Annotated in this window: 15 protein-coding genes; 4 read left to right on the top strand and 11 right to left on the bottom strand. The window is 63.8% G+C overall.

The features are described from left to right. Window positions 1–70: 70 nt before the first annotated feature. Together N7650_RS13480 and cprA are read right to left on the bottom strand one after the other, a co-directional pair. The gene (locus N7650_RS13480) at window positions 71–385 is read right to left on the bottom strand and encodes a hypothetical protein (protein WP_279898630.1); all 315 of its coding nucleotides are present in this window, start codon (window positions 383–385) and stop codon (window positions 71–73) included. Between the two features lie 93 nt (window positions 386–478). Further along, the gene (gene cprA / locus N7650_RS13475; protein ID WP_279898629.1) at window positions 479–1615 is read right to left on the bottom strand and encodes a cationic peptide resistance protein CprA; all 1137 of its coding nucleotides are present in this window, start codon (window positions 1613–1615) and stop codon (window positions 479–481) included. A gap of 350 nt (window positions 1616–1965) precedes the next feature. Here cprA and N7650_RS13470 point away from each other — a divergent pair, with 350 nt between their 5' ends. Further along, the gene (locus N7650_RS13470; RefSeq protein WP_279898628.1) at window positions 1966–2946 is read left to right on the top strand and encodes a hypothetical protein; all 981 of its coding nucleotides are present in this window, start codon (window positions 1966–1968) and stop codon (window positions 2944–2946) included. A gap of 45 nt (window positions 2947–2991) precedes the next feature. Here the strand turns inward: N7650_RS13470 and N7650_RS13465 are convergent, their stop codons facing one another. Beyond that, on the bottom strand, window positions 2992–4785 hold the full coding sequence (locus tag N7650_RS13465) for an ABC transporter ATP-binding protein/permease (protein ID WP_279898627.1): 1794 nt from the start codon (window positions 4783–4785) through the stop codon (window positions 2992–2994). A gap of 173 nt (window positions 4786–4958) precedes the next feature. Here N7650_RS13465 and N7650_RS13460 point away from each other — a divergent pair, with 173 nt between their 5' ends. The 3 genes from N7650_RS13460 to N7650_RS13450 all read left to right on the top strand — a co-directional run bounded on the left by N7650_RS13460 (window position 4959) and on the right by N7650_RS13450 (window position 7247). Beyond that, window positions 4959–6296, top strand: coding sequence for a dihydroorotase (locus tag N7650_RS13460; protein ID WP_279898626.1), 1338 nt, complete (start codon window positions 4959–4961; stop codon window positions 6294–6296). Window positions 6297–6298: 2 nt separating this feature from the next. Next, window positions 6299–6706 (top strand): RNA polymerase-binding protein DksA, encoded by a 408-nt coding sequence (dksA, locus tag N7650_RS13455; protein WP_279898625.1) that lies wholly within the window; start codon window positions 6299–6301, stop codon window positions 6704–6706. A gap of 316 nt (window positions 6707–7022) precedes the next feature. Beyond that, window positions 7023–7247, top strand: coding sequence for a hypothetical protein (locus N7650_RS13450; RefSeq protein ID WP_279898623.1), 225 nt, complete (start codon window positions 7023–7025; stop codon window positions 7245–7247). 37 nt (window positions 7248–7284) lie between these two features. Here the strand turns inward: N7650_RS13450 and N7650_RS13445 are convergent, their stop codons facing one another. The 8 genes from N7650_RS13445 to N7650_RS13410 all read right to left on the bottom strand — a co-directional run bounded on the left by N7650_RS13445 (window position 7285) and on the right by N7650_RS13410 (window position 18511). Then, the gene (locus tag N7650_RS13445) at window positions 7285–8517 is read right to left on the bottom strand and encodes a hypothetical protein (protein WP_279898621.1); all 1233 of its coding nucleotides are present in this window, start codon (window positions 8515–8517) and stop codon (window positions 7285–7287) included. A 124-nt stretch (window positions 8518–8641) separates the two neighbouring features. Further along, complete coding sequence (locus N7650_RS13440) at window positions 8642–10393, bottom strand: phosphoethanolamine transferase CptA (protein WP_279898619.1); 1752 nt, start codon at window positions 10391–10393, stop codon at window positions 8642–8644. A 98-nt stretch (window positions 10394–10491) separates the two neighbouring features. Beyond that, complete coding sequence (locus tag N7650_RS13435; protein ID WP_279898618.1) at window positions 10492–11460, bottom strand: polysaccharide pyruvyl transferase family protein; 969 nt, start codon at window positions 11458–11460, stop codon at window positions 10492–10494. Then, a complete protein-coding gene (locus N7650_RS13430) occupies window positions 11460–12209 on the bottom strand; it encodes a glycosyltransferase (RefSeq protein WP_279898616.1) in 750 nt (249 codons plus the stop codon). The genes N7650_RS13435 and N7650_RS13430 overlap by 1 nt, the downstream gene beginning before the upstream one ends. A gap of 30 nt (window positions 12210–12239) precedes the next feature. Then, entirely contained in the window at window positions 12240–13466 is a 1227-nt protein-coding gene (locus tag N7650_RS13425) for a capsule biosynthesis protein (protein WP_279898615.1), read from the bottom strand. 284 nt (window positions 13467–13750) lie between these two features. Next, on the bottom strand, window positions 13751–14845 hold the full coding sequence (locus N7650_RS13420; RefSeq protein WP_279898614.1) for an NAD(P)-dependent alcohol dehydrogenase: 1095 nt from the start codon (window positions 14843–14845) through the stop codon (window positions 13751–13753). Window positions 14846–14983: 138 nt separating this feature from the next. Further along, window positions 14984–16039, bottom strand: coding sequence for a hypothetical protein (locus N7650_RS13415; protein ID WP_279898612.1), 1056 nt, complete (start codon window positions 16037–16039; stop codon window positions 14984–14986). A 72-nt stretch (window positions 16040–16111) separates the two neighbouring features. Further along, window positions 16112–18511 (bottom strand): hypothetical protein, encoded by a 2400-nt coding sequence (locus N7650_RS13410; protein ID WP_279898611.1) that lies wholly within the window; start codon window positions 18509–18511, stop codon window positions 16112–16114. Window positions 18512–18514: the final 3 nt, after the last annotated feature.

Below are 18514 nucleotides of genomic sequence, written 5' to 3'. Positions count from 1 at the left end.
AGGTTTTCGGTTGTCCGTGGTGCACTCGATAGCGGTGGGGATATTGCCCGCGATGAGGCCCCGCAGCGCCCTACAGAACCTGCAGCATCCCCTCGACCCGCTGCCGTTCCCACTGGCTCATGAACTCCACGGGATTGGTCCCGTAGGGATGTCCGGCATCGAAGATATAGGCGGAGCCTTCAGGGTTGTAGCAGCGCTCGCAATGCCCCAGGGCATCGCCATCGTTGTAAAGGGTGAAGACCCAGCCATCCACTTCGACCGTCAGCAGTCCATTGCGGACTTCGCTCCAGCCGTGTTCGCCGATTCGCCGCATGGGGCGGATGCCCTGGGCGATGTCGCGGAGAATCTGGTAGGCCTCACGGGGTGTCAGTGCTGGGGTATTCAAGATTGGCGGGTATCTGGCGGAATTCGCGGGTGAGGGTACAGCAGCGGCCGACGGAATTCATCCGCCAGCCGCACGAATCAGCCGAAAGGCTAACTATTTGAAATCCCACTGCATCTGCGTGGCAATGCTGACCCCGCTGGAGGAGCGCACGCAGACATCCAGGTAGTCGGTGAACCGCGGGGGCAGGGCAATTCCTTCTTCGAGCAGGCGGCTGTTGTCGAACAGGTAGTTGAGGTCGGCGAAGCCGCTGTACAGGCGCAGCGCGCGCAGGACCAGGCGCGGGTTGGCCGGACCGATGCGGGCTGCGAAGTCGCCGGCCAGTTCCTTGAGGTCGTCCACGCCGATCTTGCGATAGCGCGCGCCCACGGGGCTGGCGCCATTGGCCGAGGCAAAGGCTTCGTCGATCTCGGCGAAGCTGCAGGCAGCATGATGACCGGCGGAAACGTGGTAGAGGTTATGCCGCAGTTGCGGCTTCAGGGCCAGGCCGATCAGGGCTTCGGCACAGTAGTCCACCGGAATCACATCGATCTGCTCATCCAGCCCGCAGGTAAAGCTCTCAAGGGCGAAGCCCATGCGGAACACCCAGAAGATACTGCCCGATGCCTGGCAACCGAGGGTGCGATGGCCAACGACGATGGACGGGCGTGCCACTACCAATGGCAGGCCTGGCAGATCCACGCTCATGCGCCTTTCGATCTCGGCCTTGGAGGCGGTGTAGTCCACCAATTGCTCGGCGCCGTCGGGAAAACTCCACGATTCGCTGATGGGCGAAGCCTGTTGCGGGCCGCAGCACATGGCCGTACCGACATGCAGGAAGCGCTTGAGGCGCTTGGAGCGGCTCATCACTTCGGCAAAGGCGAAGGTGCCTTCGACATTGACCGGCCAGATGCTCGGGTTCTTCGAGAAGGAGGCTACCGCAGCGCAATTGATGACCCGCTCGATCTGCATCAGGCGCGGGGTTTCCCGGGGCAGCCAGGCAGTGTCGAGAAAGTCGCCGCAGATGATCTGCTCGGCGTGCAGGAACTGCAGGGCACATTCGCCGGCACCATGCTGGCGCAGAGTGTCGCGCAGGCGTTCAAGGCCTTGGTCGCGGGTGTCGGCACGCACCAGGAACGACAGGTTGGCACCATGGCCCTCGGCGAGCAATTGCGCGGTCACCGCACCGCCGAGAAAACCGGTGGCGCCGGTCAGGAGAATGCGTTCTTCGATAGCAATAGGAGCGGCTTGCATGGTCTCAGGTGTCCTGCAAAGAGTGGGTTACCCATGTTTCAAGGCCTCATGCCGGAACTTCTGGATTAACCTGGGTTTTTGGTGTCTACACGTTTTCAGGCGGCACGCGGTCGCTGTCCGCGCGGATGTTCATGCGCGCGGACTCGGGCTGTAAGCCTTGCGGTATAGGCCTTGCAGCTCGATGGCAAGGCTGTGCCATGATCTCCGGGGACATCGAAGTTGGCAATTAAACAGAAGGGCAAAGCGGGTGAAATAAAGTTAATCAGGCCAGGGCAAAGTTGTACGCGACGGGAATTATTAAATTAATCTCATGTTGCAGATCGTCACTGAATGACAATAAGAGATTCCGCATGAAGCGTTGTGTTTACCTGTTCGCTGTCCTGTTGACAGTTGCCCATGTGGCGGGCGCCGCTGACCTGCGTAGATTCGACCTGCCCGATGAGGCAGGGGCGCTGCATTACTATGCTTCGCGACCCGTCGGTGAGCGCAGTGTCCAGGCGGCGCTGGTGGTGCTCCATGGGCATCCGCGGGACGCCAGCCGCAGTTTCGCCGCCGGTCTGCAGGCGGCACGGATGGCCGGGCGGCTGGCGGATACCCTGGTGGTGGCGCCCTTGTACCAGGTGGAGGATGCGCGCCATTGCAGTTCGCCGGGCGAGCCTGCGGCGCAGCCCGGAGACGCACGCTGGACCTGTGGCAGCTGGCTGGCCGGAGAGCCATCGCTGGGAGCGCATCCGATCAGCGCCTTCGCTGCGCTGGATGCCCTGGTCATCGAGTTGGTCCGGCAATATCCCGGCTTGCGCAACGTCACCCTGGCCGGGTTCTCCGCCGGGGCACAGATGCTGCAGCACAGCGTGGCCTTTGCTGCCGAGCCCCCGGTCGGGGTCGGATTGCGCTACGTGATCGCCGACCCGGGGAGCTGGCTGTACTTCGATCCGGTGCGGCCAGTGGCGCAGGGCAGCGGGTTTGTCATGGAACTGCCGGTACAGGCGTGTGACGGCTACAACGCCTGGAAATATGGCACCGATGCCTTGCCCGCCTGGCTGCCTGCCGATGCCGGGCAGGCCAGGGCGCGCTATGCCGCGGCGCGGGTGGATTACCTGGAAGGCGGCCTGGACAACAGCGCAGGGCAGGGCGCGTTCTATCCGGTGCTCGACAAATCCTGTGCTGCGATGCTCCAGGGGCCTTTCAGGTTGCAGCGGGGCCTGGGTTTCCTGGCCTATGAGCAGGCAGTGCTGAAGGTCCAGCGCCGGATGCTGGTAGTGCCGGGTTGTGGGCACCGGGTCGAGTGTGTCCTGCCGTCGGCCGAGGGGCGCTCCCTGTTGTTCGATTGACCTGGCGAATGCTCGGGCGCGCGCCGTGGAGTACGAATGTACTCCTCAGCGTTCAACCAGGTTCCACCCACCTTTCCCGTCCAGCAGCAGATGATGGCTATGGAACACCGCCAAGGTCGCCCGGTGCCCCACGCTGACCAGGATGCTGTCCTTCATCCGCTCGCGCATCAGTTCGTACAGCCCATGTTCCAGTCCTTCGTCCATCGCCGAGGTGGACTCGTCGAGGAACACGATCTTCGGTTGGTTCACCAGTACCCGGGCAAAGGCCAGGCGCTGTTGCTCGCCGATCGACAGGATCCGCCCCCAGTCACTGCTGACGTCCAGCTTGTCCGTCAGGTGCCCGAGATTGACCTCGCGCAGGGCCTGGACCAGACGCTCGTCATCGCCCGGCAGGCCCGGCGCCGGATAGGCCACCGCCGTGCGCAGCATCCCCAGCGGCAGGTATGGCCGCTGCGACAGGAACAGCGCCGACTCGCCACCCGGGCAACGTACCTCGCCCTCGGCATAGGGCCACAGTCCGGCAATGGCGCGCAGCAGGGTGGTCTTGCCGCAACCCGACGGCCCCTTGATCAGCAGCGATTGTCCGGGCGTCAGGCTCAGGTTGAAATCGCCCAGCAACGTCTGTCCATCCGGTCGTGACACTTGCATGCCACGGATATCCAGCACCTGCGCATCCGCGATGCGCTCGACCCGCGGCAATTCCCGGGCCTGCTGGTTGGCATCCATGAAGCCGGTCAGGCGATCGAGGGTCGCGCGGTACTGGGCGAAGGTGTCGTAGGAAGAACGGAAGAACGACAGCGAATCCTGCACCTGGCCGAAGGCCTGGGAGGTCTGCATCACATCCCCCAGCTTGATCGCACCGCTGAAGAAGCGTGGCGCCTGGAGAATGAAGGGAAATACCACCGCGACCTGGCTCACTGCCAGGTTGAAACCGTCGAATTTCAGGCTCCGGTACACCAGCGCCCAGACGTTGAGGATCAAGGCCGAGAAACGCCCGAGCAAGGTGTCCCGTTCGATTCGCCAGCCCTGGTAAAAGGCCACGTTCTCCGCGTACTCACGCAGGCGCATCAGCGCATAGCGGAAGTTCGCGGTGAGTTTTTCGTTGAGGAAGTTCAGGCGGATCAGCGGCTTGCCCAGCCGGAAGGCGATCCAGGTGGCGATCAGCACGTAGATGTATACGGCGAAGACCATGGCCCTGGGAATCTCCACCCCGGCCACCGTCAGTGGGGCCGACAGCCCCCAGAGAATCGCGGTGAAGGCCACCAGCGACACCAGCGCACTGACTGCGCCAAGGCACAGGGTCACGGAGCCGGTGACGAAGGCATTCACGTCCAGTTCGATACGCTGGTCCGGGTTGTCGACCGGGTTTTCCAGGAACTGTCCGCGGTAATAGGCATCGTCGGCCATCCAATCGCTGGTCAAGCGTTCGGTCAGCCAGGTGCGCCAGCGGATGCTGAAGGCCTGGGTCACGTAGTAGGTGAACAGGGCGCGCAGTACATGGATGGTCGCCAGCACCGCAAACACCCCGAGCAGGTACCAGAACGCCGCCTGGTCCAGGCCCTGGAGGGCACTGTAGAAACCGTTGTACCAGAAGGAAAACAGCACGTTCAGGCGAACCGCGAACAGGGTCAGCAACAGCAGCAGGGCAAACACAAGCAACGGCCGCCAACTGTGTTTCGGGTTCAGCCAGGGGCCGGCGATCTGCCAGAACTGCTGGCCCCAGCGGGTAAAGCGTACGGCCAGCCGCGCGCAGATGGCCAGGCTGAGCAGGGTGATCAGGGAGGTGAGGGCGAGCCAGCGCAGGCTCTCTTGCAGGGCTTGATGCCAGTCCATATCCATGGGCGGATTTCCGGGCGAGAAATGAGGTGAGCGTAGATGAGGAATGCCGTCGTCTGGGTGAAGGAATCTTTAATGGTTTTTTCCGGCGGCTTTGTGGCTTGCCAACGCGCCTCGACGTTGCATTATTTCGAGTGTTATAACGTAACGTTTACGCCGAGACCCCGACCTGCATCATGAGCCGAATCCTGATCCGCAATGCCAACGTCGTGAACGAAGGCAGCACATTCTGCGCCGACATCCTGGTCGCCCACGGCCGCATCGAAAAGATCGCCGGGATCATCGACCAGCAGTGCGCCACAGTGGAAATCGATGCCCGGGGCCAATGGCTGCTGCCCGGGATGATCGATGACCAGGTGCATTTCCGCGAACCCGGCGCGCCGCACAAGGGCAGCATTCACAGCGAGTCGCGGGCGGCGGTGGCCGGGGGTATCACCAGCTTCATGGATATGCCCAATACCCATCCGGCGACGTTGTCCCTGGAGGCCCTTGCGGACAAGAAACGGCGTGCGGCGCGCAGTTCGGTGGCCAATTTCGCCTTCCACTTCGGCGTCAGCAAGGACAACCTCGATGTGGTCGCCGCCCTCGATCCGCGCGAGGTGGCCGGGGTCAAGGTGTTCATGGGGGCGTCTACCGGCGACATGCTGGTGGATGACCCGAACGTGCTCGAGCGTCTGTTCGCCTGCGTTCCCACTATCCTCCTGGCCCACTGCGAACATACCCCGTCGATTCTCGCCAACGAGGCCGTTTTGCGCGAGTTGTACGGTGACGCCATCGGCCCACAACTGCACCCGGTGATCCGTGACGCCGAAGCCTGCTACCGCTCCTCGTCGCTGGCGGTGGAACTGGCCAGGCGTTTCGACACCCGTCTGCACGTCCTCCACCTTACCTCCGCGCGCGAGCTGGCGCTGTTCGAGCCCGGTCCGCTGGCGGGCAAGCGCATCACCGCCGAGGTCTGCGCGCACCATCTGCTGTTCGATGAGAGCGACTATGCAAGCCTTGGCAACCTGATCAAATGCAATCCGGCGATCAAGGCCCGCACCGATCGTGATGCCCTGCGCCAGGCGCTGTTGTGCGATCGCCTCGACGTTATCGGCACCGACCATGCGCCGCACACCCTCGAAGAAAAATCCCGCCCCTATGCCCAGGCGCCTTCCGGCCTGCCTCTGGTCCAGCACGCCTTGCCGGCGCTGCTGGAGCTGGTCGCCGACGGTGTATTGCCGCTGACCCGGCTGGTGCAGAAAACCAGCCATGCGGTGGCCGGGTTGTTCGGCATCCAGGACCGCGGCTATGTCCGCGAGGGCTACTGGGCCGACCTGGTGCTGGTAGAGACGCTGGCGCACGCCAGGCCGGTATCGCTCGATCCGCTGCTGTCCCACTGCCAATGGACACCGTTCCAGAACCACGCATTCCGCCACCGCATCAGCACCACCCTGGTTTCCGGGCAACTGGCCTGGCACCAGGGGCGGCTGGTCGATGGCTGCCAAGGACTACCGCTGAGTTTCAGGAAATGAACATGACCGAAGAAGAACTGCTGCAACAGCCTGAAGAGGCCTATATGAACGCCAGCCAGTTGGCGTACTTCCACACTCTGCTGCTCAACGAACGGCAGGGCTTGCAGGAGCGGATCTCCGAGCAGTTCGAATCCCTCAAGAACCACGAAATCAACTCCGACCCGGCCGACATCGGCAGCACCGAGGAAGCCCGGCACTGGCAGTTGCGGGTGCTGGAGCGGGAGAAGAAGCTGCTGGACAAGATCGACGAAGCGCTGGAGCGCCTGGCTCGTGGCGAGTATGGCTGGTGCGCGGAAACGGGTGAGCCGATCGGCTTGAAACGCCTGCTGCTGCGTCCTACGGCGTCGTTGTCGGTGGAGGCCAAGGAACGGCAGGAGATGAAGGAGCGGCATCGGCAAAAGGTGCGGTGATCGAAGTGCCAGTGCGGGCCTCATCCCTGCATGGGTATCTACACCTTTTGAGGTCAGAAGGCCTGTCAGTAGATCGCATCAGGGCTGACAGGTGCTTGTCATGACCTTTCCAGCGCCCTTGAGATCGAGCGCCGCCCGCGCGGCGCTCGATCTTGAGGACGCTGAAGATCTATCGGCATGCGCCTGGTGGTCATCATGCGCTCTCTCGACAGGCGACACGGGGTCGCCACCTAAAACGCCCCAGCGGTCATGCAATCAAACTTTTTCACTCGCGCGCGACTCTTCTGAAACACACCCCATTGATCAGGAGATGGTCATGACCCACGACGATTCCAGGCAGTCCGACAAAACGCCGCAACCGCTGTCTTCGGAAAACGCACAAAAAGGCGCAACGTCGCCTGGCCCGGTACTGCAGCAGCCGGACCCGCGTACCGAAGCGGTGGACAAACTCATCACCCCGGTTTCGATCAAGGAAAAGCAGGACGAGGCACGGGAAATCGAGGAGCGACTGGCCGAAGTCGAGAAGCGCGGACGGTCGTGAAATCGCCCTGGAGTAGTTGTACTCCAGAGCGTCGGCTTCAGACCTCCCGCGCTCGTCGCGGCATCGCCAGCCGTTGCAGCGGCCCGACCATCTGCGCCGAACGGTTGCAGCAGGACGAGCAGGCCCACATGTAGCTGCCGGATGCGGCGGCGTTGGCGGGCGTGGCTTGCGGGCCGATGACCTGATATTCCACCGGATTCGCCACATTGCCCGCGCCGCCATACCAGAAGCAGATCTGGCTGACCAGCGAGCCGTTGAACTCCGCCTGGCTGCCGACCGCGCTGAACACCCGTGGCTCGGCACAGAAGCGCGATTGACCTGCAACCCGCAGGACCTCGGCGGCAGTGGCCTGGAACGCCGCATGGTCCAGTGCGGCGGCCGGCAAGGGCGTGGCAGGCACGATCAGGGCCGCGACCAGGTCGGCGATCCGCCCCAGGAAGGGGTACATCGGCAGCCTTCTCAGGGTCGGGATGAAGTTATCGAAGGCCTGGGACACGGCGGCGACGTCACCCGGTTCGATCAAGCGCAGGCGCAGGGCCAAGGCCGCGGCCAGCATCACCTTCAGGCGGTCTTTTTGCGCTCCTGTGGCCTGGCCGCTGCTTCGTGCAGTGGCGGCCCGTGCCGCGAGGCTGGCGATCTGTGCGTGGTCGAGAAATTGCGCACGCTGGATATCGCCATTGTTTCCCGTGGATGCCTGCCCGCGGTTGACGATGCGGTCCTGGGACGCCTGGATCGAGGCCTGGGCCCGCGGATTCAGTCCCGGGGCAGTCGGGTCCGGCCGCGGGGGCAGCGCTGCGGGGCCATGGCCCAGTTCGTTGACCAGTGTCGTGAAATTGGCGATAGCCCCTTGTACATCGGCCAGGCGCACGAGCAAGGCGGGGTGTACCTGGGTATTGAAGCCGGCGCGGACCGTGCCCAGCAGGGCCGCCACATCGCGATGCTGGGGTTCGTAGAAGGAGTAGTCACGGCGGATCTGGGCAAAGGATGCCAAGGGCCCGAGTACCCGGCGCAACTGGCTGGTGGCGCCTTCCACATCGACGTTCAGCACCCCGGGCGCACCGGAGTTGGCGAACACATACAGGTCGCGGATCCCGTTATTGATCCGGGCGACTTCCACGGCATGGCTGTAAGGGCTGCCGACCAGGTGATCCTTGAGCGTCTCTGCGGCATACACGGTGTCGAGGTCCGGCAGTGGAAACGCGCCCATCCTTGCCGGGCTGGCGGCATAGGCGGCGATCACCCGATGGGCGTAGTCCGAATCGATAGGCATGGGCTCTGATCTTCCGTGGTTGAGCAGCAGGGGCCGGGATATGGCCAGATACTATTACGCGAATACGTGAAGCCTGTGTAGTGGGTGGTAGGCAAAACTGGCTTGTGCGCGAAGCTTTATCGCCTCAGGGATTGCCCGCAGTTTCCTGTACCTCGCCCATCCCGTCCGTTGGCAACAGATCGAACTCGTGCAGCGCACCCTTGTGATAGGGGTCGCCGATCCAGCGCGGCGCCCTGATGAACTGCGTGCTGGCCACGCTCTTGGCTGGTTCGAAGCGGTCGTAGCTCAGGCCGGCCAGGTCCGACAGGGTGTGGATCAGGTGCGAGCTGCTGTAGGCGTTGTTGGCCATCGCCTGGAGATCGCGGGGATGGGCTGCCTGCCAGCTTGGCGAAGTCCAGAGGATGAACGGAATGGTATACATCGGCCGGGTCGGGGCCGCTTCATTGCGCCCGAGCCGGTCATGGTCGCCCGAGCTGTAGACATCCTCGCCATGGTCGGAGAGGTACAGCAGGAAACCGTTGGGCGTGCTGGCCGAGTAGCGCTTGATCAGGTCGGACACCACGAAGTCGTTGTACAGCACCGCATTGTCATACTCGTTGTAGGTGTCCACCTGGCTGCTGGACAACTGGGCCGGCACGCCCTGGCGGTCGTTGAACCTGCGGTACTCGGGCGGATAGCGGTACTCGTAGTCCATATGGGTGCCCAGCAGGTGGACGATGATGAACTTGTTCGGCGCCGGATCCTGCAGGGCCTTTTCGAACGGAGCGAAGACCACATCGTCGTACTGCGCGGCGTTCTGGTTGCGCTGGTTGTTCAGGTACACCGGCTCGTCGGTCTGCTGGGAGAAGGTGGTGAGCATGGTGTTGCGCTTGCTCATGGTCTGCTGGTTGGTGATCCAGAAGGTCTTGTAGCCCGCCTGTTTCATCAGTTTGATCAGCGAGGGGTCGGTAAGGAAGCGATCCGGGTTCTGCTCGTCGCCGAAGGTCAGGATCTGCTGCATCACCTCGATGGTGTAGGGCCGCGGCGACACCACGTTGCGGAATACCGTCAGGCCCTTGTCGCTGGCCGCCAGGGCATCCAGGTTGGGCGTGGTGTCGCGGTTGTAGCCATACAGGTGCATATGCTGGCGAGTGGTGGACTCGCCGAGCACCAGCACCAGGGTGCGGGGTTTGTCGCCACTGCTGTCCTGCAGCCCCTGTACCGGCGGCAAGGCGGCGTTCTGTTCCAGCAGCGCCTGCATGTTGTCCAGCTGCTGGCGGTACTGCCGGTAGCCGACCAGCAATTGCCAGGGCACGGCCGGCTCCATGCGCTGCTCGACCTTCTCCAGGGCATCGGCGAAGTTGCGCTGCTGGGTGACCATCTGCTTGTAGAACGGGTACACCAGGTTGCCCGCCAGCAACAGCACGACCAGCGGCAGCCGGCTGCCGAGCGGCAGGCTGAACGGACGGATGCGTTTCCACAGCCATACTGCGACCAGGGTGTAGAGCAGCAGGGCGAAGGCCAGCCAGATAGTGAAGTACTGGCTGAAGTATTCGCCGGCCTCCGCCGTGTTCGATTCGAACATGACGAAGATCACGCTCTGCGAGAATTCCTGGCGGTAGATCCCGTAGTAGGTGAGGCCGACCAGCGACGCGGCCCACAGCACCACGCCGATCACCGCGCTGGTGCCGCGGGCCAGGTGCGGAGCCAGCAGCAGCGGTACCAGCCACAGGCTGCTGAGGAAGAAGGCATCGCGCAAACCGGCGAACCCGGTGGTGCCGCTGGCAAACAGCAGGGCCTGGGTGACTCCCGAGAAATACCAGAAAAACAGCAAGGGCCAGAGCAGGCCGGACCATTTCAGTGGCGCTTTGGAAGCAGGGGCAGGAGTAGCGGACACGGGTACCTCGTTGAACCTTTGGCTGTCGCCGGAATGAGCGGGTGGCTCACGCTATGCGGACGACAGTGAAAATTCCGTCAACAAGGTGGATTTTTCATTCAGGCCGTGGCGAGAAATGCCAGGCCATCGCCTTGCAGGCGCTTGGCCGGGGGGGCCTGCAACTCTGCGCGCAGTTCGTCGACGCGCTGGTACAACTGTTCCACGCGGCCATGCAGACGGGCGGTGCTGCTGAGTGTGCCCGGCAGTCCGGCAAGTTCGCCCAGTTGCCGGGCCAGTGCGGCCTCGGCCCGGGCGGGCTGGAACGAGGGCAGGGTCATGCGCTGCCATTTCTCTCGACCAAGGCCGGCCCGGCTCAAGCTGGACTTGAACACTTTGCCGAGGTGATAGCGCAGCGGGCGGTCTTGGCTGAAGCGGGCCGGATCATAGAAACCGGGCAAATGGCGGATGCACAGGTCCAGGTCCAACATCTGCGCCCAGTCCAGCCACTTGTCCTGGTTGAACTGGCCGCCGAAGCCGAAGCCTTGCCAGGGGACACGCGCCACATCGGCGAGGATCGCGCCGTGCATGGCTTCGCTCAGGACCAGCCGGGCGCCGGCGATGGCCTGCATGAATTGCGCAGCGGGCAGCAAGGGGGAGACGAAGCGCACTCCGGCAGCGGCACACACCCGTTGCCAGTCCAGGTAGCGCAGGGAGCGATGGTGCGGGACCACTACCACGTCGCCGTGAGCGCGAGCGCTGCGCCAGTCGAGGCTGGCCAGCAGGTAGGCCGGGTCGGCTACCGCGCGATCGTCGTCCAGGCCCAGGGCGCGGGCCGTGCGCAAGCCACGGACGGCATGGAAGCGCCAGCGTCGGTCGAGCGTCGGCGGCTTGCCATAGCCTGCGCCGCTGCCAAGCACCAGGATGCGTTCGGCCGAGTCGAGACGACGGCAGAACGCCTCGTTCAGCAGGGTGCCGATACCCAGCAGGGCCACCCCTTCGCGCTGGATATCGCCGAGCAGCGCTGGCCAGATCCATTCGTTGAGCTCATCGCCGACGTTATCGCTGCCGCTTGCAAACACCGTCTTCATCAGTTGTTCCCCTTGTCCTTCAGTGCCTGCCGGACCCAGGTTGCAGTCAGGTAACGACAGAGTTGCGTAGCGTGGCCGAGGTTGTGCGGCATTTTGCGCAGGTTGCGCCAGGTGCGGCTCAGCAGGCCTTTGTGCTGGCGATTGCGCCAACTGCCGGCATACAGGTGCCGTGTCGTCGGCCTGACACCGTCGGCTGCCTGTCGATGGGGATCGGCGAACACGCCGACCGGGTACACCCGATCCCAGCCGATCACCTGTTCCTGATAGCTGGCTGAAAAGCCCTTGAGCACCAGCAGGCGGCTGACTTCATTGACATTTACCAGCTCTGCCAAGCGTGCCGTGTCGAAGCGCACCCGGTCATACCAGGCCAGCATGGCCTTGGGCAGCCAGTGCCCAGGTACGGCGCCGATCACCGCGGTGCCGAAGCGTGCGTCCCATTCCAGGCCAATGAAGAACTGGTTGTCGAGCATCGGTGCGAAGGGCGCCAGCACCTCGACATCGGTGTCCAGGTAGATACCGCCTTCCCGGGCCAGCACCTGCATGCGTACGTAGTCGGCGACGAAGGCATAGCGTCCGGCGTTATGGGCCGCCGCTGTGAACCTGTGGGCATGCACATCGACATTCGACTCGTCCCAGCGAATGATTTCGTAGTCCGGCAGATGCCGGGCCCAGGACGCCAGGCAGCGGCGGGCCAGCAATGGCAGCGGCTTGCCGCCGAACCAGCAGTAGTGAATTTTCTTGGCGATCATGGGGTTCCGCAAAGGTGGCGAGATGACGGTTCAGCCGAAGGTTTCGTTCAATTCAGTGCCGGGCAGCGTTTGCTGCTGGATCAGGCAGTCGATCACTTCGGCTGTCTTGTTCTGCCCCTGGAGACCATGGGCCAGGTGATACTCGGCGAAGGCCCGGGCGCCGCTCAGGGCCTGCTGGTAGTGAGCGGACAGCCAGTCCAGGCGTTCCTCCAGGCTTTCCAGATCATTCACGCAGTTGCCGAAAAAGCGCGCCTGTTCAAGCACATCGGCATCTCCGCTGGCATTGACATAGACCACCGCACGATTGGCCAGGCAAGCCTCCAGGGCGGCGTTGGACATGATGTTGAGTACCACCGAACTCTGTTCCAGCGCCTCGGCCAGGGAGGTATGGGGCGCAGCCAGGTGGATATTGCCAACACGGGCGGCGGCGGCTTTCCAGAACGTCATGCGGCTGCGCGGGTGCGCCTTGAACGTCACCGGGACTTGAGGATGACGGGCTGCCCACTGGCAAATCAGTTCGTAGGTGCGCTCGTAGCCGGGGCGTGCTTCCTTGTCCGGACCGACGCCCAGGACCAGTACTCGCAGCTCGCTGTGGGGCGCCGGCATGTCGTATCGCTGATCGATCAGGTACGACCCGGTGAGGATCGCCCGGGTGCTGCCAAAGCGCAGGTTGCGGCGTTGCAGGGCTTGCAGCGAGCTCTGGCCGAACAGCAGGTAGTAGTCGTAGTCGGTCATGCTCAGCCGTCGGGAATGATCGACCGAAGTGGCATGGGACAACTGGGCCAGGTGGCGGCCCTGATGGTTCAGCGACAGGCGCAGGAACGGAATCACCAGGCTGCCGTGGCGTTCGTTGAGGACCAGCCCCGGGTTGTGATGGCGTGCCAGCCATTCGGCGTAGGCAGCATGGGCGTAGTAGCGCAGGGGCACGCGCAAGGCCGGGCGGTACAGGCGTTTGTGCCGCACGGCAGTGCCCAGCGGCTCGATGGCATCCTCGACGACCTCGTGGCCGCGCTGGCGCAAGGCCTTGATCAAACCATTCTTGCGCCGTTGCGCCAGCAGCTTGGGTGACCCGTGCAAGACCAGAATGCGTTTGGCGCCCTCGGTACTCGCCTCGCCGGCCAGGGCCCGGGCGCCAATGCCCAGGGCCAGGTCCGCCGCGGTGTCGCGCAGGGTACGCAGCAGTGAGCCGAGCAGGCCGTGCTTTTCCCGCAGCAAGGCCCAGCGATAGGCATCGAGTTGGCGGGTTCGGGAGTTCAAGAAGTCTTGGTCTTCGGTGGTCATCGGCAGGAAGCGTGTGATGGAAATTAGATGCTTGGCTAAGCAATTAGTTGGGAAAGATTATCAGTACCCGGGCGCTGGCTTTGTCAGGCTTGGGTAAGGATTAGGTAAAGACGCGCGAGCAGGGAGGCGAAGGCCGGGGCTGGGCGGCATCCGGGCACAAGGGGGCTGTGGCTGTGGTCGAGCGCCAGATGGCGGGGGCTCCGGCGCCTAGGCTGCTGATGGGCAAGGGAATGCTCGGGTAGAGGTCCCGAGCATGTCTCTCAGGGCTTGATGGCGATCTTCAGTACGCCATCGCGCTGGTGGGCGAACAGGTCGTAGGCTTCGACGATATCGCCCAGTGCGTAGTGATGGGTGACCAGTGCCCCGAAATCCGCGCGATTGGAGGCGATCACGCTCATCAGCCGACGCATGCGCTCCTTGCCGCCCGGGCAGAGCGCGGTGTTGATGCGATGATCACCCAGGCCTGCGGCGAACGCGCCCAGGGGAATCTTCACGTCGCTGGAATACACTCCCAGGCTGGACAGCGTACCGCCGGGCTTGAGCACCTTCATGGCCTGTTCGAAGGTGCTCGGCAGGCCCAGGCACTCGATGGACGAGTCGGCGCCGCGGCCGCGGGTCAGCTTCATCACCTCGTCGATCACATCGCATTGGTTGAAGTTCAGGGTGATATCGGCGCCCATGTTGCGGGAAATGCCCAGGCGGTGGTCGTTGCCGTCCACCGCGATGATGGTCGAGGCCCCGAGCAGGCGTGCGCCGGCGGTGGCACACAGGCCGATGGGGCCCTGGGCGAAGATCACCACGGTATCGCCGATGCGGATGTTGGCATTCTCCGCGCCCTTGAAGCCGGTGGACATGATGTCCGGGCACATCAGCACCTGTTCGTCGCTCAGCCCGTCGGGGATGGGCGCCAGGTTGCCCTCGGCGTCCGGCACCAGCACGTACTCGGCCTGAGTGCCGTCGATGAGGTTGCCGAAGCGCCAGCCGGCGGTGGCCTTGTAGCCATGGCATTCGCAGCGCCCTGACTCCTGCAGGTAGCTGCCGTCCTGGGAGGCCACGCCATCCTGGGCGGCGTAGGAGTTGAAGTTCGGACAGATCGCGCCGGCGATCACCCGCTGGCCCTCCTTGTAACCCTTGACCGCGCTGCCCAGTTTCTCGATCACCCCGACCGGTTCATGGCCCACGGTCAGGCCGCGGGCAATGGGGTATTCGCCCTTGAGGATATGCACGTCGGTGCCGCAGATGGTCGTGGTGGTGATGCGGATCAGCGCATCGGTGGGGCCGACCTGCGGTATGGGTTTGTCCGTCAGCTCGATCCGGCCGGGCTCTACGAAAACGGCTGCTTTCATGGTTGCCATGGGTCACCTCCTGGTTGAGGGATTGAGAAAAGTCCAGGACAGCGCAGATGGCAAGGCCGGCCGCGGCCTATCTGCCGAAGGGTTGTGGCAGGTCAAGGAATCGGCGTTCCTTGGCGGCTGCCACAGGATCCGCCTGGTTCAGAGCTGTACCAGGCGCAAGCGGCCTTCCAGCGCTACCACGGCGCCGTCCGGCGTAGGCAATGGCCGGCCCTGCAGGCCCATGCCTTCGCTGACGACCACCCCGCCCGGCACCAGGCACAGGTTGGACGGCGTATCCAGGCCGCGGGCCAGCACGCTGACCTCACCGCTGCCCAGGTCGCAGTGCAGCAGCCGCCCGCTGAAGCGGGTAAAGCCGCCATGCAGCGCCTCGCCGTTCCAGGCGGCGGTCAGCGGTTGCTGCAGGCTCTCGCAGAGTTCCAGCACCAGCAGGTTGCCTTGCGTGTCCAGGGCCAGCCCGGTGGGCAGTTGCAGGCCATCGATCAGCACCTCGATCCTGCCGCTGTCCGGCCATACCCGGATCACCTGGCCGGCCTTGTCAGCGAAGTCCACGCCCTTGCGTTCGGCGGTGGAATGCAGCTCACCGGAGAACAGGCTGATCAGCACGGCATCGGTCGCCGGCTCGTGGACCAGGGTGACCGGGACGGCTTCCTGGCCCTGGGCAAGGTCCGGCAGATGTACCAGCACCTGCTCTTGCTCTCCCGGCCGGAACGCCACCAGTTCGTTGGTATCGGGCTTGACCGCCAGCCAGCTGCGCAGGGTCGGGTGGTAGCACAGGGCATTGAGGTTGCCCTGGCTGTGACACACCGGCTCCGGGGGGCTGTACTGCAGGTCGAGCAATCTGGAACCGGCCAGGTAGTCGGTCTGGCTGACCAGGCAGCGGCCCTCGCCGCAGGCGATATCGGACAGCCCCATGATTTCGTCGCGCAGCATGCGCGCCTGCATGTTCATGGCGCGGAAGCCCTCGGCCAGGGGGCGGGGCGGCAGCCAGGCGCCTGGTTTGCCGGCCTCGGCTGGCAGGCGGCTGATCCGCCCGGTGAAGGGGTCGCCCGGCTGGCCGCTGCCGGCTTCGATCAGCAGCAGGCTGCCGTCCTCGGCGAGATGGACGCCGCGGGGGTTAAGCAGGCCGTTGGCGACAAGGGTGGACGGGCGAAGGGTTTCGCGCAGGTGTTGCGCTGTATGAATGGGCAATGGCATGGGTCATCCCTGCAATGCGGAGCCTCATCGAGGAAAACGCCGGGCGACATCAGTGTCACCCGGCGCAGCCTGTCAGTTGACGTTGAGTGTGTTGTAGTCGGCCATGCTCAGCTTGACCGGCGGGTAGTTGCGCTGCACCAGCTTCTGCGCCCAGAGCTCCAGCACCGAGCGGCGGCCTTGCGGCATGTCGCGGGTGATGGGCATGGCCAGGGTGCTTTCTTCCTGGTATGGCTTGCTGATCAGGCGTATCAGCTGGCCAATCGCGCCCTCGATCCGCTTCAGGTTATTGAGCGGCATGTATTTGTTCATGATCGGGTACAGGTAGTAGTAGATCTGGAAGATCTCCGGGTAGATAAAGCTGTCCCAGATCACCTGGGCCGCATCCTGTTGCTGGTAGACCTCGTTCCACTTGTCGACGAAGCGCTGCTTGAGGTCGTCCTCGCTGGGCAGGACCCGTATCGGCGCGAGGAAGTCCACATAGGCGCTCAGGTAGTCGAAGCTGAAGAGGATGTCGGCCGTGCCGTCCTCGTCGGGGTAGAAACGCAAGGTGGGGAACCCCGGGTTCACCCCGGTGACGGTCACGGTGGCGATGCCGTTGGCATCGGTGGTGATGCGCTTGTAGTCGTACTCCACCAGTTGGCTGTCGGGCTTGAGCCCGGCTTCGGGCTTGAGATAGCGGATCGCCGATGGCTCGCGGTTCTCGAAGCGCAGGCAGGCGCCCACGTTTACCCCGACACAGGTCTTGCGATAGTCCTGATAGAAGACGGGCGTCCCAGGCGTGTCCGGCTCTTCGGTGACGAATGCCACCAGCCTGCGCCCCGCGCCTTCGGTTGCCTGGGTGGTGACCTCGGCCGAGTCGGTGAACTGCGGAAGGTTCTCCTTGTTCTGCTCTTGCGAGCCGTCGTCCGTATGGTCGTAGAACAGGACGAAATTCGGATTGTTGCGGGTACCCAGGTAGTAGCTGGAGGTCCCCAGCAGGTAGAGGTTGTTGTATTGCGCCACCAGCAGGTCGAGGTTCGCTGCGGGCTTGCCGTTCTTCTGCACCATGATCTTCAGCTCCTTGGTCTGGCCGACGTCAAGGAAACTGCCGCTTTCGATCACTTCGGCGGTCCAGGGTTGCTGGACCGACGTCGGCACCTGGTCGCCCTGTTTGCGCAGCGCCAGCGGATTGTCCCCGGTCAGCTGGGTCACCTGGGCTGGCGTAAGGGGCAGGTCGAGCAGGCCGGACTGGTGATCGAACGCGTCCTGTTGATACTTCGTGTAGTCGAACGAAAGCGGCGGCACGAGCGGAACGAAGGTGTCGCCCTGGGTGGTACCGATATCGAACGCGCCCAGGTCCAGTTTCAGCGGTTGTGGAATCAGCGGGTCGATGCCCGGCTTGGCGGGGCCCTGGATGAACGGGAAGCTGTTCATCAGGTCCAGCGACAGCCGGTTGTCATGGACCAGCGCCGAGATCACGCCCAGCTCTACCGCCTTGGGCTTCTGGTTGTAGGAGAGCGGAACCGCCACCGCGGTCTTCGCCACCAGGCGCTGGCCGTCGGGAGCCGTGGGGTACTCGCCGTCGTGCCACAGCCCCAGTACCCCCGAAGTGCAGCCATAGGCCGGGTTGAAGAAAATATCGATGGGGTTGTCGAGCGCCGCCTGGTACATCCGTTGCAGCTTCGCCGGGTCTTTTGACGCGCTTACCGGTGGCTGGTCGTTGAACACGCCGTTGTAGTCGTAGGCGGTCAGGTAGCTGCAGAAGCGGAACATAAGGCCTTGCACGCCTGGCTGGTCCAGCTGGTCATGGAGGTTCTTCAGCAGTACCGAGTCGCCGAGCCGCCATTGCAGGTTGGCTTTCGGGAAGCAGGTTTGCCAGGTGGCGGTCACCGTGAGCAAACCTTTGAAGGCGGCCCAGTTGAAGTTGAGGAAGCGATCGAGCATGCGGTACTGCCGGGTGGCGGTCAGGCCGCAGGCAGCGTTGCCCAGTTCCAGGCGGTCGAAGTACAGCGCGGTGAAGGTGTTCTGCCAGGGGCTGACATCGACGAAGCGGGCTGGTGTCGGGGTGTCGCTGCCAAATGGGTTGCCGTACAGGTTGTAGGGCTGGTTTATCAGCGGGTCGTTGTCGATATAGCCGCCGCCGGGGCCTTCGCCACCGATGATGGTGGAGACGGTGTCCTTGTACGACACCGTGCCGCAGGCGTTGTCGCCGAAGAAGTTCCACTCGGCGGGCACGATTCCGTCCCCACCGGCATTCGGCGGCGCCTGGATGACCGCCTTCGGTGCGCTGGACAACTGCTGGTACTGGATCATCCAGGGAATCAGCTTCTCTGCGGCGTTTTCCGGGGTGATCTGGTACTGGCTGAGGAAGTCCCAGTTCATCTTCATGTTCACGGCGTCGTACAGCGGCAGCGCGTCGTTGTTGTTGCCCGTGGGTGGGCTCCAGAACATGTGGCCCTTGAAGTAGATGCGGGGGAAGTTCAATACGCTCATGTC

The sequence above is a fragment of the Pseudomonas sp. GD04058 genome (assembly GCF_029836855.1).
GTDB lineage: Bacteria > Pseudomonadota > Gammaproteobacteria > Pseudomonadales > Pseudomonadaceae > Aquipseudomonas > Aquipseudomonas bharatica.
This window is presented reverse-complemented; position numbering and strand designations above follow the sequence as displayed.

Coding starts and splice junctions, on each gene's coding strand:
- cprA (WP_279898629.1), bottom strand. CDS start 1,615: ATGCAAGCCGCTCCTATTGCTATCGAAGAACGCATTCTCCTGACCGGC.
- N7650_RS13470 (WP_279898628.1), top strand. CDS start 1,966: ATGAAGCGTTGTGTTTACCTGTTCGCTGTCCTGTTGACAGTTGCCCAT.
- N7650_RS13465 (WP_279898627.1), bottom strand. CDS start 4,785: ATGGATATGGACTGGCATCAAGCCCTGCAAGAGAGCCTGCGCTGGCTC.
- N7650_RS13460 (WP_279898626.1), top strand. CDS start 4,959: ATGAGCCGAATCCTGATCCGCAATGCCAACGTCGTGAACGAAGGCAGC.
- dksA (WP_279898625.1), top strand. CDS start 6,299: ATGACCGAAGAAGAACTGCTGCAACAGCCTGAAGAGGCCTATATGAAC.
- N7650_RS13450 (WP_279898623.1), top strand. CDS start 7,023: ATGACCCACGACGATTCCAGGCAGTCCGACAAAACGCCGCAACCGCTG.
- N7650_RS13445 (WP_279898621.1), bottom strand. CDS start 8,517: ATGCCTATCGATTCGGACTACGCCCATCGGGTGATCGCCGCCTATGCC.
- N7650_RS13435 (WP_279898618.1), bottom strand. CDS start 11,460: ATGAAGACGGTGTTTGCAAGCGGCAGCGATAACGTCGGCGATGAGCTC.
- N7650_RS13430 (WP_279898616.1), bottom strand. CDS start 12,209: ATGATCGCCAAGAAAATTCACTACTGCTGGTTCGGCGGCAAGCCGCTG.
- N7650_RS13420 (WP_279898614.1), bottom strand. CDS start 14,845: ATGGCAACCATGAAAGCAGCCGTTTTCGTAGAGCCCGGCCGGATCGAG.
- N7650_RS13415 (WP_279898612.1), bottom strand. CDS start 16,039: ATGCCATTGCCCATTCATACAGCGCAACACCTGCGCGAAACCCTTCGC.
- N7650_RS13410 (WP_279898611.1), bottom strand. CDS start 18,511: ATGAGCGTATTGAACTTCCCCCGCATCTACTTCAAGGGCCACATGTTC.